Annotated in this window: 11 protein-coding genes and 1 pseudogene; 4 read left to right on the top strand and 8 right to left on the bottom strand. The window is 34.2% G+C overall.

What is annotated here, in order from left to right; all coding sequences use genetic code 11:
- Nucleotides 1-228 precede the first annotated feature (228 nt).
- The gene (locus IAI56_RS13780) at nt 229-645 is read left to right on the top strand and encodes a TolB-like translocation protein (protein ID WP_187658419.1); all 417 of its coding nucleotides are present in this window, start codon (nt 229-231) and stop codon (nt 643-645) included.
- Nucleotides 646-1,005: 360 nt separating this feature from the next.
- Here IAI56_RS13780 and IAI56_RS13775 read toward each other — a convergent pair whose 3' ends face one another.
- The 4 genes from IAI56_RS13775 to IAI56_RS13760 all read right to left on the bottom strand — a co-directional run bounded on the left by IAI56_RS13775 (nt 1,006) and on the right by IAI56_RS13760 (nt 4,555).
- Entirely contained in the window at nt 1,006-1,467 is a 462-nt protein-coding gene (locus IAI56_RS13775; protein WP_187658418.1) for a hypothetical protein, read from the bottom strand.
- 72 nt (nt 1,468-1,539) lie between these two features.
- A complete protein-coding gene (locus tag IAI56_RS13770) occupies nt 1,540-3,069 on the bottom strand; it encodes a carboxypeptidase-like regulatory domain-containing protein (RefSeq protein WP_187658417.1) in 1,530 nt (509 codons plus the stop codon).
- A 48-nt stretch (nt 3,070-3,117) separates the two neighbouring features.
- Nucleotides 3,118-3,576 carry a pantetheine-phosphate adenylyltransferase gene (gene coaD / locus IAI56_RS13765; RefSeq protein ID WP_187658416.1) on the bottom strand — a complete coding sequence of 153 codons (459 nt, stop codon included), beginning with the start codon at nt 3,574-3,576 and terminating at the stop codon, nt 3,118-3,120.
- 4 nt (nt 3,577-3,580) lie between these two features.
- Nucleotides 3,581-4,555, bottom strand: a complete 975-nt coding sequence (locus IAI56_RS13760; protein ID WP_187658415.1) for a D-alanine--D-alanine ligase — start codon at nt 4,553-4,555, stop codon at nt 3,581-3,583.
- 103 nt (nt 4,556-4,658) lie between these two features.
- Here IAI56_RS13760 and IAI56_RS13755 point away from each other — a divergent pair, with 103 nt between their 5' ends.
- Nucleotides 4,659-5,291, top strand: a complete 633-nt coding sequence (locus tag IAI56_RS13755; RefSeq protein WP_187658414.1) for a PASTA domain-containing protein — start codon at nt 4,659-4,661, stop codon at nt 5,289-5,291.
- Nucleotides 5,284-6,324 (top strand): RluA family pseudouridine synthase, encoded by a 1,041-nt coding sequence (locus tag IAI56_RS13750; RefSeq protein WP_187658413.1) that lies wholly within the window; start codon nt 5,284-5,286, stop codon nt 6,322-6,324. The genes IAI56_RS13755 and IAI56_RS13750 overlap by 8 nt, the downstream gene beginning before the upstream one ends.
- A gap of 106 nt (nt 6,325-6,430) precedes the next feature.
- On the opposite strand, the gene lgt is transcribed toward IAI56_RS13750, so the two are convergent.
- The 4 genes from lgt to folE form a co-directional block, all read right to left on the bottom strand.
- Entirely contained in the window at nt 6,431-7,357 is a 927-nt protein-coding gene (lgt, locus tag IAI56_RS13745) for a prolipoprotein diacylglyceryl transferase (RefSeq protein WP_187658412.1), read from the bottom strand.
- A gap of 49 nt (nt 7,358-7,406) precedes the next feature.
- On the bottom strand, nt 7,407-7,652 hold the full coding sequence (gene yidD / locus IAI56_RS13740) for a membrane protein insertion efficiency factor YidD (protein WP_187658411.1): 246 nt from the start codon (nt 7,650-7,652) through the stop codon (nt 7,407-7,409).
- A 22-nt stretch (nt 7,653-7,674) separates the two neighbouring features.
- Entirely contained in the window at nt 7,675-9,156 is a 1,482-nt protein-coding gene (gene cysS / locus IAI56_RS13735; protein ID WP_187658410.1) for a cysteine--tRNA ligase, read from the bottom strand.
- Between the two features lie 89 nt (nt 9,157-9,245).
- Entirely contained in the window at nt 9,246-9,917 is a 672-nt protein-coding gene (folE, locus tag IAI56_RS13730; RefSeq protein ID WP_187658409.1) for a GTP cyclohydrolase I FolE, read from the bottom strand.
- A gap of 165 nt (nt 9,918-10,082) precedes the next feature.
- Here folE and IAI56_RS13725 point away from each other — a divergent pair.
- Nucleotides 10,083-14,048 (top strand): annotated as a pseudogene (locus IAI56_RS13725) (hypothetical protein); the annotation flags it as partial.

Raw genomic sequence — 14,048 nt, 5'->3', positions numbered from 1 at the left:
AACAATTTTAAACTGTTGATTTTCAAATAATTAAACCCTTAACTTAATGACATTGCGCGAAACCCTTTGCGTGGCATTTCATATCCACAAACAATTTCAAACTACTTCCAAACTATTTTACTATATTTGGAGGAAGGATAGTGATGTTTTTTCACAGTCTGATGCTGTGAGCTATTTTAGCTCGACGAAACGCTTAAGAAATAATAATCCAATTTAACACTAAATATTATGAAAAACTTTTTTAAAACAACTTTATATTTATTTGCTTTTGCTTTGGCTGGTGTTTTGTTCCAAATCAGTTGTTCTAACTCAGAAAACTCAGTTCCACAAAATTCTAACAATCAATTGAATAAAATTATTTATTCTAAACAAGTTGCCTCAGAAATTCAGATTTGGACTTGTAACTATGATGGAACGAATCAAACACAAATTCCAATTGCATTGCCTGCGAATTTGATTGTGAATAATAATAACTCACAAGGAACTCCAAGACTTTCTCCTGATGGACAAACTGTTTTTTTTGTAGCTTTAAATACGACAACAACATTATGGTCAGTTTATTCATGTAATATATCAGGTAATAATTTACAAGAGGTTGTTCCACCTGTATCTAATGCAAATTTAATTATTGGGAATGCAATTTAAAAACAGCTCACAACATCGGTAACTGTTCATAACTTCTCAAAAATAAAAAACACATTATTAATAAAAAAGACCTCTTTTAAAGCGATTTAAAGGAGGTTTATTTTTTAGTTAAAGTTCAAAGTTGTAAAAACTTGATGGCTTATAATTGCATTTTTGAAGTCTATAAAAGCTGTTTTATAAAGCCTAGGTTAATAACTTGGGCTAGAATGGAGCGAAACCCCAGTTTGTACCAATAAACCGTATTCCCGCTATCCGTTTCAATGGCTGCGAGGATTTCTACTACTATCGAGGTTTGTTGGCACGGATTGCAAATCCTCGCTATCGGGGTTTGGATTGCAAATCCTCGCTATCGGGTAAATATTAAAACTTGAGACTGATTTCTCCTTCAGTAATTGAAATTATTTGTCCGTCATCTCCTTTTAGAGTTCCTGAAAATTTTGTAATTAAACTATGATTATTATTAGTTGTAGTTTCAAAAGTCAAATAATTTTCATCGTTAGGATTATATTGCTGATTTATATCAACATAAGTTGATAAAACAATTTTGTTTTTTAAAACCCCATCTTTAACTATTTCGAAATGGAAAGCTTGCGAGTCTTCAAAATCTTCAGAATCAAAGTAAGCTGTAACTCTTGTAGTTGCATTATGCGGAGGTTCATTTGGAACTAGTTCAATATATGTCGACTCACTAACATCAATTATAGTGTAAGCCCTATATATTCCATCAATTTTCATTGATACCATTTTCATTTGAGTTTCTTTGTCTTCATAACAACTTGAGATAATAATTCCTAAAAAACAAAGAAGTAATATTTTTTTCATTTTTGATTAAATGTGTTTCTATATTTATATAGTTTGAAAGTGAGGTTTTCCGTAATGATTGTAATTTTATTTCTAATCCTCCGCTTTAAACTGTTTCATTTCAGCTAGTGGTTCTATAGCAATATAGTTTTTCCAAATGCTAGCATCGTAGGCTTTCAGTTTGATGAAATTGAATTCCTCTTCTTTCATTTTTTCAACATCGGCATGGTCAATTTCGCTTCTGGCAATGTTTAAAAACTCAATTTTCTCTCGTTGGTTGGCTTCTAGTTTTAGGTCAAAAGCTACTACATCTTTCTCTTCATTGGTGAGTTCAATAAACTTCAATGGTCGGTTTAAATAAATGTATTGCCCAGTTTCTTGAGAAACATAATGCAAGTGATAACCATTATCCGAAGGCGATTTTTTGAAGATAATCGTTCCGTTGCTCACATTCTCTAATGTTTTTACACCCAGTAAAAGTTTCATATTAAATCCGCCTTCTTTTTTGCCTTCAGCTAAATTATAATCCACTCGAAGTACAGCAAAATCGCTTTCGGAAATATACAGTTTGCCTAGATATTTGCCTTTGCTTTTTCTTGGTTTAAAACTAACCACATAAATAAACTCGTTATCGCTAGAGTATTTTGCTCCTTCATATTTGTAGTCATACAGTTCATGATTGTCAATAAAATTGAATTTTTGGGTATTCATCATACTGTTTTCAAACATGAACATGGTTAATTGTGTTTTAGCAGAAGATAATCGGGTATTAATTGTTTTGTTTTTCTTTTTGTTGAAGTCTTTTCGAAGCGAAATGGTATCGCGCGAGCCAAACCAACCGCTTTTTACTCGGTAGTATTTTGTAGTGTCTAAATGTGTCAGTAAGATATTAACTGCTGATTTTTCGAGTTCATCCAATGAAACCGCACTATTTTCGTTTTTCAATTTGGTAGCTTTTACTACATCTAGTTTAGTGCTATAAACCATTTTCTCTTTTTGGGTAACAGAATGATAGAAATCACAAAGGATATCGGTATATTCTTTTGGCGGATTGGTTACTAACTTTGAAGTAAAAGCATTTATTTGTTGGTTGGCTTTTTTCAAACCATCTTTAGTAAAACCAGTCGATTTGTCTATTTCAACGTCTAATATTTTTGGAGCAAGATAACTGGATTCTCTGAAGAAGATTTTATCTATTGTTGCTTCTTTCTTGGTGCTGTAATTGGTTTTTAAATTGGCTTTTACATTTGCCATAATCTGCAAAGCGGTTAGTTTTTTTTCATTCAAAGTAACATCGCTAAGTTCAATCATTCCGGGTTGTAGACTAACTTTGTTTTGATTGCGTTTCAGTTCGGCTACGGTAAGTGTTTGGTTAGCATAACCCAAATAAGAAACCAAAAGTTGAACAGCATCATCGCTATTTTTCTCTGAAAGTGTGAAATAACCTTCGGAATTAGAAACTAGATTTTCAGAATTATTGACAATAATATTCGCATACGGAATACTTTCGCCAGTTTGTCCATCAATGATTTTGGCTGTGATACTTTGGCTTACACCTTGCTGCGGAAGAAATGAAAATAAAAAGAATAGGAGTGAAGCGATTTTTGGTAGTTGTTTTGTCATAAGGATTTAAAGATTGAGTTAGGCTTTATATTTTTAATGAAATCAGATTTATTTAACCACAACACTGTCTGGAACTAAAACCGAATAATCGCCGCCGTTTCTAATTACATCGCGAACGATACTCGAACTGATATAAGACGTTTTGGCAGCAGTCAGTAAAAAGACGGTTTCTATTTTGGATAATCTTCGGTTGGTGTGTGCAATGGCTTTTTCAAATTCAAAATCGGCTGGATTTCGAAGTCCACGAAGGATGAAATCGGCGTTTAGTTTTCTACACAAATCAATTGTCAAACCTTCATAGGTAATCACGCTAACCTTTGGTTCGTCTTTAAAAGCTTCTTCGATAAAGCGTTTTCGGTCTTCGAGTGAAAACATATATTTTTTATCGGCATTGATACCAATGGCTACAATCACTTCGTCAAACAACGAAATTCCTCTTTTGATAATGTCAAAATGACCTAGGGTTATTGGGTCAAATGAACCAGGGAAAACGGCTTTTCTTTTCATACTATTATTTATTTAATGCCAATTCCAAAGCGTTAGTGAATAAATCGGTTAGTGAAATTCCAGCTTCTTTGGCTTGCTGCGGAATTAAACTTTCGGTGGTTAAACCCGGAATGGTGTTCATTTCAAGCATGTGTGGTTCGCCATTTACTATGATGAATTCGCTTCTTGAGAAACCAGTCATTTTTAATACTTCGTAGGCTTTTTTGGCAACAGCCGAAACTTTTTCGGTCATTTCAGCAGAAATTCTTGCCGGTGTAATTTCCTGAGATTTGCCTAAATATTTGGCTTCATAATCAAAGAAATCATTCTCAGAAACTATTTCAGTAATAGGTAAAACGGTTGTTTTTCCTTTATAATTAATTACGCCAACCGAAACTTCGGTTCCATCAAGAAAACTTTCAATGATGATTTCGTTGTCTTCTTTATAAGCATTTTCAATAGCTGGAAGGAATTCTTCGGTAGATTTTACTTTGGATATTCCAAAACTTGAACCCGATTTATTTGGTTTTACAAAACAAGGTAAACCAACAGTTTTTAAGATTTCATCTTCGTTAATGGTATCGCCAAGATTTAAATAATAGGAAGTTGCTGTTTTGATTCCATAAGGTTTTAAAACCGACAACAAATCACGTTTGTTGAACGTTAAAGCTGCTTGATAGTAATCGCATGAACTTTGTGGAATTCCTAATAATTCAAAATAGGCTTGCATCAATCCATCTTCGCCTGGCGTTCCGTGAATAGCGTTGAAAACTACATCAAAATTGATTTTTGTTCCGGCAACTTCTACCGAAAAATCATTTTTGTTGATTTGAAATTCGTTGTCATTATCGTCAACATAAACCCATTTTTCTTTAAAAATATGAATTCTATAACCGGTATATTTTGATTTATCTAGAAATTGATAAACAACATTTCCGCTTTTTAGTGATATTTGATATTCACTAGAATAACCGCCCATTATGATGGCAACTTTTTTCATTGGTAGTAAACGTTAAGTTTGTTAATAGTTCAAAACAAAATTATCATTTTTTTTCAAACGAATTACCTTTGATGTTTCTTATATTTGCCTAAATAAAAAATTTATGAGTTTAAGAAAATATTTAACGAGTAAAGTGTTTTTTGCCCAAATGCTTTTTGCAATGGGAGTTGTTGGTGCATTGGCATTTTTATTTTTTAATAGTTTAAATTATATTACCAATCACGGACAAGAAATTGCCATTCCCGATTTGAGTAAACTAAGTGTTGAACAAGCCGATGAAAAGCTAAGCGATATTTCGTTGGACTATATTATATTGGATACGGTTGATTATAATCCTGATTTTCCAAAGTTGACTATCGTTGATCAAGAACCAAAACCAGGTTCAAAAGTAAAAGCAGGAAGAAAAGTATATATTAAAATCAATGCTGAAACTTTTACTATGGTTGCCGTTCCCGATTTGATTGAGAAAACTTATCGTCAAGCCGTTCCAACGTTGAAAGCTGCAGGTTTACAAGAAGGAACAATTACTTATAAACCTTATTTAGGTAAAGACATGGTTCTTGAAATGTCTATCAACGGAAAACGAATTAAAGCGGGCGAAAAAGTACTGAAATCTTCTAAAGTTGATTTAGTTCTTGGCGATGGAAAAGTAGTTTTTGATGATACTATGCTAGATTCTACCGCTGTTGATAGTACAGATATACCACCAATAGTTGAAACTCCTGCTGATGAATAATGATGTTAAAGATTTCTCTGATTTAGAAGACGAATTATTTGAACACCATAGATTTGTTTCTCCAAAAGGTCAATCACTTCTTAGGGTTGACAAATTTTTGATGCAATTAATCGAAAATGCTACTAGAAACAAAATTCAACAAGCTGCTGAAAATGGCAATATTTGGGTAAACGATATTCCGGTGAAGTCCAATTATCGGGTAAAACCTTTTGACGTAGTTCGAGTGATGTTAACGCATCCGCCGTTTGAAAACCATATTATTCCAGAAGATATTCCGCTAGACATTGTTTTTGAAGACGATGCGCTTTTGGTTATCAACAAACCAGCAGGATTGGTTGTTCATCCAGGACACGGAAATTATACTGGAACTTTAGTCAATGCGTTGGCATTTCATTTTGATAATTTGCCAATGAATTCAAGCGAACGATCAGGTTTGGTTCATCGTATTGATAAAAATACTTCGGGACTTTTAGTCGTTGCTAAAACCGAAGCCGCGATGACACATTTGGCAAAACAATTTGAAGAAAAAACCTCCGAAAGAGAATATATTGCGTTGGTTTGGGGAAATGTAAAAGACGATGAAGGAACGATTGTTGGAAACATTGCACGACATGCCAAAGACAGAATGCAAATGGCAGTTTATCCTGATGGCGAACAAGGAAAACACGCTGTAACTCATTATAAAGTATTGGAACGATTTGGTTATGTAACTTTGGTTTCGTGTAAATTAGAAACCGGAAGAACGCATCAAATTCGTGTTCATATGAAATATATTGGTCATACCTTATTTAACGATGCTCGATATGGTGGCGATTTGATTTTAAAAGGAACAACGTTTACCAAATACAAACAGTTTATTGATAATTGTTTTAAAACCTTGCCAAGACAAGCGTTGCACGCCAAAACATTAGGATTTGAACATCCAACTACGAAAGAATTTTTACGTTTTGACACCGAAATTCCATCAGATATTCAGGAATGTGTAGAAAAATGGCGTAATTATGCTAAATCACATTCTGCTGAAACGGAATAAGTAGAAAATTTACTATACAAGGCATTTAAGTATATTTAAGAGTAAAACTTATATGGACTTAAATGCCTTAAATGGTTTTGGAAAAAAAACTACTATAATTTAAGAATTATTTTTCTTCCTTAAAATAGTCATCATAAGGTTTTTCGGCAAGGAAAAGATAGAACAATCCAGCCAAGATAAAAGGAATACTCAACCATTGACCTGTTGATAATACGCCAAAAAGACTTTCAATTCCGCCTTGGCTTTCTTTTACAAATTCCACTACAAAACGAACAGACCAAAGTAAAATTAAGAAATAGCCAAAAAGTAATCCGTGTTTTTCTCTCGTGTTGGTTTTCCAATATAAAAAGAAAAGAATAGCAAAAACGAATACATAGCCAATAGCTTCATATAATTGTGCAGGATATTTATAAGGAACTTTTTCTAACAAAGCAGCAAACTGCGGATTGGTTGCAATGGCATTGTAAGCTTCGTTTACATCATTAATTTGAGTTGCATTTACAGCGTCTTTTGGAGAATAAAAATCTCTAACGAATTTAATTCCGTAGGTTGCATCGGTTTCTTTACCAACAATTTCTGAGTTAAAAAAGTTACCTAAACGAACGAATATTGCACCACAAGCTACCGGAATAACCACTCGGTCTAAAACCCAAAGCATTGGTTTTTGAACCACTTTTTTACTGTAAAAATAAACGGCAATAATTATAGCAATTGCGGCACCATGACTGGCTAATCCACGGAAACCTGTAAATTCAAATCCATTTTCAAATTTGAATGGTAAAAGAATTTCAGTTAAATTATTTCTGTAATATTCCCAATCGTAGAAAAAAACATGACCTAATCTTGCCCCAAGGAGTGTTGCAATAACGGTCCAAATAAAAAGTGTATCGAGTTTTTCTAAATCAATCTTCTCTCTTATAAAAATGTGTTTCATGATGTACCAACCTAAACCAAAGGCAACGACAAACATCAAACTGTAATAACGAATAATAAAAAAACCTAAATCAATTCCTTCTGATGGATTCCAGATCATAACTTGTATAATTTTTTCAAAAATAACAATAAATTGTCAATGCGATATATTATTTGTGATTACATTTTTTTTCAGGAACGGGATCATAACCCGTTTTTCCCCATGGATGACAACTCAAAATTCGTTTGACACCAAGATAAAAGCCATAAAAAAGTCCGTGAACTTTCAATGCTTCTATGAAATAGCTGGAACAAGTAGGTTCAAAACGGCAGGTTGATGGTGTAAATGGTGAAATTGCCACTTGATAAAACCGAATGAGGAACAAAAATGGCGCTATTAAAATTTTTTTGAGCATGATTTTAATAGTTTCCAAATGGTTATAAAATAAACGAAGTTCCGTCTTTTCCGTCTTTCAATTGAATGTTTAAAGCTAAAAGTTCATCACGAATTTGGTCTGATAAAGCAAAGTTTTTGTTAGCTCTAGCTTCGTTTCGCATTCCGATAAGCATTTTTACAACACCTTCTAGTTTTTCAGAATTATTTGAAGTTGCTTTTTCGTCTTTTATCCCTAAAATTTCAAAAATAAATGTTGAAATCGTTTCGGTTAAAGTAGCAATATCTTCTGCAGTAAGCGTTTCTTTTTTATCGTTTACCAAATTAATAAAACGAATACCTTCAAATAAATTAGCGATTAAAATTGGCGTGTTAAAATCGTCATTCATCGCATCATAACAGCTTTTTTTCCAAGCCGAAATGTCCAAAGAAGAAGTAGTACTCGGAGTTAAAATTTTGGCTACTTCAAGAGCTTCCATCAAACGTTGCAAACCTTTTTCGCTGGCAACCATGGCTTCATTTGAAATATCCAAAACACTACGATAATGTGCTTGCATAAAACAAAAACGAACCACATTTGGATGAAACGCTTTTTCAAAGAAAGTATTATCGCCATTGATTAATTCCATTGGCAAAATATAATTTCCAGTCGATTTACTCATTCGTTGGCCGTTCATTGTTAGCATATTGGCGTGTAACCAATAATTTACCGGCGAATGACCGTTGCAAGCTTTTCCTTGTGCTACTTCACATTCGTGATGCGGAAATTTCAAATCCATTCCGCCACCGTGAATATCAAAAGTTTCGCCCAAATATTTTGTACTCATAGCGGTACATTCCAAATGCCAACCTGGAAAACCTTCGCCCCAAGGTGAGTTCCAACGCATGATATGTGCTGGAGAAGCATTTTTCCAAAGGGCAAAATCCTGTGGGTTTTTCTTTTCGTTTTGACCATCAAGATCACGTGTTTGGGCAAAAAGTTCTTCGATATTTCGATTACTCAATTCGCCATAATTCATGCCACGTTTGTTGTATTCTAACACATCAAAATACACCGAACCGTTGCTTTCATAAGCAAAACCTTTGTCGATTAGTTTTTGTGTAAGTTCAATTTGTTCCAAAATATGTCCGGTTGCTGTTGGTTCAATCGTTGGCGGAAGAAAATTAAAAGTGTCCAAAACCTTGTGAAAATCCACAGTGTATTTTTGGACAACTTCCATTGGTTCTAGTTTTTCCAAACGCGATTGTTTTACAAAACGGTCATTTTCTACATTTCCGTCATCGGTTAAATGACCAGCATCTGTGATGTTTCTAACATAGCGAACTTTATAACCAAGATGTTGCAGATACCTGAAAATCATATCAAAAGACATAAATGTTCTCACATTTCCAAGATGTACATTGCTGTAAACTGTTGGTCCACAAACATACATGCCAATAGTTCCTTCGTGAATAGGAGTGAAGGTTTCTTTTTTTCCTGAAAGCGAGTTGTATAATTCTAATGTATGATTTTTGTATAGTTGCATTTTTGCTTTTGATTTTATTATTGCAAGTCAGATTTGACTAATTTCAAACCAAGTTTTATATTCTAGCTTCTAAATTCTAACTTCTAAATTTAAAACTGAGTATCTAATTTGATGTAATCTAAAAATTCACGTTTGGTATTTTCGTCTTTGAACTTACCACCAAATTCTGAAGTAACTGTACTGCTTTCAATATCGCGAATTCCTCTTGAGTTCACACAAAGATGTTTGGCATCGATGACACAAGCTACGTCTTCGGTATTTAAAACTTTTTGCAATTCTTGGACAATTTGCATTGTTAATCTTTCTTGAACCTGAGGTCTTTTGGCAAAATAATCAACAATTCGGTTCATTTTGGAAAGACCAACAACCGTTCCGTTAGAAATGTAAGCAACGTGTGCTCTTCCTACGATTGGAAGTAAATGATGTTCACAAGTTGAATAGACTGTGATGTTTTTTTCAACCAGCATTTCGCCATATTTGTAGTTGTTGGCAAAAGTTGAAGAACTTGGTTTTTTGTTTGGATTTAATCCGCCAAAAATTTCTTTTACAAACATTTTGGCCACACGATTTGGTGTTCCTTTTAGACTATCGTCAGTTAAGTCCATTCCCAATGTTTTCAAGATGTTCTCAACATCTTTTTTAATCAATTCAATTTTTGTTTCATCAGTAATGTCAAAGGCATCTTTTCTTAAAGGATTTGTAGCACTTGTGGCTATATGGTTATCACCAATTTCATCCTGAAAATTATCATTATTTATCATTAAAAACTAAGGTTTAAGCAATTATTTTTTTTAGAAGCACAAAGATAATAATTATATCTTAACAAAATTTGATAGTGTTAATATTTGAAATAAATTAAAATTTAAGATAAATATTTCTTAAATTTATGTAAATTTCGCTCCTTAAAAAACAAAAAGATGCACACTATGAAAGGAAAATTACTGCTAATAGTTAGTTTATTCTACTTTTTCCAAGGTTATTCACAAAATTTATTAACAAATCCAGGATTTGAAGCAGGAGGAATTGGAATAGGTTTTGGTGTTTCTACTGCCTATACTCAAATGGCAACAGCAACACAAGCTACATCAACTCCAGGAGATTTTGGAATATTGCAGTATCCTAAGCGACTAAATAGCAATGATTTTTTCTTTGTAGGTGATAGAACTACGGGTAGCGGAAGAATGTTAGTTGTAGATGGAACTACAGCTGCAGGAACCCCTGTATTTTGGGCAGCGGGAAATAATGGAACTGGAATTACAACCGCAGTGGTTGGTACAACATATTACTTTAGTTATTGGATACGTTCAGTTTCTGATTTAGTTGTTGATCCATCAACTCAGGCTCAGATTAGTGTAGCATTGACAGGAGGTAATCTCTTAACCCAAATTCATGGTTCTACTTTTGCACCGTTACCAACAGATGGATGGAAACAAGTAATTTACAGTTTTGTAGCTACTGCTACTACTGTTCAAATTGAGTTATCTGATTTGAATATAAATGCAACAGGGAATGATTTTGCTGTTGATGATTTTATACTTACAGACGATTTGATAGTTGCTGTAGAAGTTACCAATGCGCAATGTGTAACTCCCAATGATGGAGCGATAACCGTTTCAGCAGGTTTTGGAGGAATTCCACCTTATAATTATGCAATTGCAGGACCAGTGAATGACAATAATACCACTGGTTTTTTTACGTCTTTACCTCCAGGAGTTTATACTGTAACTGTTACGGATAGTGCATTACCCACAGCAACAGTTCAAACTTTGAATAATGTAATTGTTGGACCATATCTCTACACTACCATGGATCCAACTATCTGTTTTGAGAGTTCGACGGTATTGGAAGTTGGTGGTAGTTCTTCAACTTATACTTGGACATCAGCACCTGTTGATAGTTCTCTTACAACTCCAAATGATGATACTATTACTGTTTCTCCTGATGAAACAACTATATACACAGTAACTTCTGTTGTTGGTAATTGTGCTCCTTTGACAAAAAATATTCAAGTTACAGTTAATGCTGTTTTATTAGTAACCAATACAACAACAGCTTGTTCAGATGTGCCTATCAATTTGACAGATGCTAGTATAACAGCAGGTAGTAGTGCAGGAACTTTAAGTTATTGGACTAATGCAGCAGGAACAACTCCTTTGGCTAATCCTTCTACTGTTAATGTAAGTGGAACATACTATATAAAATTAACACAAGGAAGTTGTGTTACTATAAAGCCCATAACCATTACGGTTCAACCTACATCAACTTTTCCAGTTAATTTCACTATATGTCCTGGAAATACTGGAACAATCAGCTTAACTGGTACTCCTTTTTCAACAGTTACGATTATAAATGATTTAGGAAATACTTATACAGCTAATATTGGGCCAGCAGGTACAGGAAGTTTTATAACGCCACCATTACAGGAAACTAGAATTTACACTCTAGTTTCAGTGAAAAACTTTTTTACTTTATGTGAACGTTTTTACACAGGTGTTTCTGTAACTGTAACAGTAATACCTAATGGATGTGCAACTGTAGAAACTGTGCCTGCTCCAGGAACAAAACCTTTGGATTTGACTTTATGCGCAGCTGGAGAGTGTAGAACATTGGAGGCTAATATCTCAGATGTTCCTTCCACTACAAGTTATGTTGTATCTTCTATTCCGTTTTGTCCTCAAGCGCCGTTTGAAAACCCTTCATGGATAAATATCAGACCTGGAGGTCCTATTGGTGATGATGATTGGTCAGCACCATTTTCGTTTCCGGGTGGTATGCAATTTTGTTTTTTTGGTAATAATTATACCCAATTAAATGTGGGTACGAATGGAGTTATTGCCTTTCCTAATCCTAATTTGTTTGCAGCAGGAGATTTTTGTCCATGGTCTTACGATGATCCTATACCTAATACTGGTTTTCCTATAAAAAATGCTATCTTTGGAGTTTATCAAGATACTGACTTTTCTGTAGCTCCACCTGCAGGAACAGAAATAACAGTTAATTATCAAGTAATTGGAACTTATCCTTGTAGAAAATTTGTGGCTAACTTTTCTAATATACCACAGTTTTCTTGTGGTAATTCTATTGGACTATCAACTACACAGATAGTTTTGTATGAAGTTTCAAATATTATCGAGATTTATGTACAAAGAAGGGTTGCCTGTACTGGTTGGAATGATGGTAATGGTACAATAGGCATAATTAATACTTCTGGAGCTCAAGCCTATGCAGCACCTGGAAGAAATGCCGTTCCATTTAGCACTGATCCAACACCAAATAATCCTAACAATGCTGATAATGTTTCAGAAGCTTGGCGATTTACACCCACTGGACCAAATGTACCTATGACAGTTAATTGGTACGAAGGTACTACATTAATTGGAACAGGACCAACAATTACGGTTTGTCCAGCAGTAACAACAACTTATACTCTTGAAGCAGAGTATTCCATTTGTAATGTTCCTCAAACTGCTACTGAAGATATTACATTATCAGTTAATCCAGATTTAACTGGAGCACCTCTTGACATCACTGAATGTCAAGATATTTTGAATCCAGGAACTGCCGTCTTTGATTTAACATCAAATGACTCTGTAATATTGGGTACACTTGATCCAAGTGAATATGAAATTACATATCATTTAGATTTTGCTAATGCAGACGACTTAACTAATCCTATTGCAAATCCTGGAGCTTTTGTTAGTTCAGGACAGACACAGACTATATATGCAGCAATATTCTTGAATATGTTTGGTTGTATAGTTGTTAAAGAGTTTGACTTAATAGTCGATAACTGTGGAGTTGATCCGGATACGCCACCCGATTTAACAGAATGCGAAGATAGTTATAACACTAACATTGCTACATTTGATTTTACACCACAGCTTCCTTTAATTTTAGGAAGTAATAATCCGTTGGATTACACAGTAACATTCCATTTACTTTTAGCGGATGCTAATTTAGGTGCTGGAGATATAAGTCCAATAAATTCATTTTTAGGTACCGATGGACAAGAGATATTCATAAGAATGGAGGAGAATACAGATCCAACACGATTTGGAACTACTTCCTTTTTCCTAAATGTGAATCCACTACCAACTGTTGCCATAAGTGGAACAACTACAGTATGTGAAGGCGATAATGCAACAATCACTTTTACAGGAACTCCAAATGCCTTGGTTGATTTCAACGTAAATGGTGGAGTTACTCAGACTATTGATTTAGGTGCTACTGGTATTGCTAGTATTGCTTCAATTTTTACGGTAAATACAACATTCAATCTTATAAATGTCACTAATCCAACAACAAACTGTTCTCAATTAATAAGTGGTTCAGCTACAGTTACTGTTCGTGATTTACCTACTGCAACTATTTCTGGTTCTACAACGGTTTGTGAAGGAGATACAAATCCTGTCATTACTTTTACAGGTGCTGATGGAATTGCTCCGTACACATTTACATATACAGATCCAACAGGCGCTACCCAAACCATACAAACTATTTCAGGAAATAGTGTGACATTACCTGTATCAACAGCTACTCCAGGTACATTTAATTACCAATTAACCGAAGTGTTGAGTTCAGGTACGCCAGCATGTAGTCAACTTCAAACGGGTTCGGTTACTGTAGTTGTCAATGCTCTGCCAGATGCTACTATAACAGGAAATGCGACGGTATGTTTAAATGACCCACAACCTCAAGTTGTATTGACAGGTTCTAGTGCTCAAGCACCGTATACATTTACTTATAGTATTAATAGTGTTGTTCAGCCAACAGTAACTAGTGTAGGAAATAGTTTTATTATTAACGCTCCAACAAATGTTCAAGGTACTTTTATTTATGATCTTATTAGTGTATCGGAAAGTAGTACTCCAGCTTGTTCACAGCCTGTTACC

The sequence above is a fragment of the Flavobacterium macrobrachii genome, from assembly GCF_014486675.1.
In the GTDB taxonomy this organism is placed as follows: domain Bacteria; phylum Bacteroidota; class Bacteroidia; order Flavobacteriales; family Flavobacteriaceae; genus Flavobacterium; species Flavobacterium macrobrachii.
Note: the sequence above shows the minus strand (reverse complement) of the source record. Positions and strands in the feature narration are given on the sequence as shown.

Bases quoted from the DNA above. Each gene is read 5' to 3' on its own strand.
- lgt (WP_187658412.1), bottom strand. From the start codon at position 7,357: ATGATCTGGAATCCATCAGAAGGAATTGATTTAGGTTTTTTTATTATT.
- yidD (WP_187658411.1), bottom strand. From the start codon at position 7,652: ATGCTCAAAAAAATTTTAATAGCGCCATTTTTGTTCCTCATTCGGTTT.
- folE (WP_187658409.1), bottom strand. From the start codon at position 9,917: ATGATAAATAATGATAATTTTCAGGATGAAATTGGTGATAACCATATA.
- IAI56_RS13775 (WP_187658418.1), bottom strand. From the start codon at position 1,467: ATGAAAAAAATATTACTTCTTTGTTTTTTAGGAATTATTATCTCAAGT.
- IAI56_RS13755 (WP_187658414.1), top strand. From the start codon at position 4,659: ATGAGTTTAAGAAAATATTTAACGAGTAAAGTGTTTTTTGCCCAAATG.
- IAI56_RS13760 (WP_187658415.1), bottom strand. From the start codon at position 4,555: ATGAAAAAAGTTGCCATCATAATGGGCGGTTATTCTAGTGAATATCAA.
- coaD (WP_187658416.1), bottom strand. From the start codon at position 3,576: ATGAAAAGAAAAGCCGTTTTCCCTGGTTCATTTGACCCAATAACCCTA.
- IAI56_RS13780 (WP_187658419.1), top strand. From the start codon at position 229: ATGAAAAACTTTTTTAAAACAACTTTATATTTATTTGCTTTTGCTTTG.
- IAI56_RS13770 (WP_187658417.1), bottom strand. From the start codon at position 3,069: ATGACAAAACAACTACCAAAAATCGCTTCACTCCTATTCTTTTTATTT.
- cysS (WP_187658410.1), bottom strand. From the start codon at position 9,156: ATGCAACTATACAAAAATCATACATTAGAATTATACAACTCGCTTTCA.
- IAI56_RS13750 (WP_187658413.1), top strand. From the start codon at position 5,284: ATGAATAATGATGTTAAAGATTTCTCTGATTTAGAAGACGAATTATTT.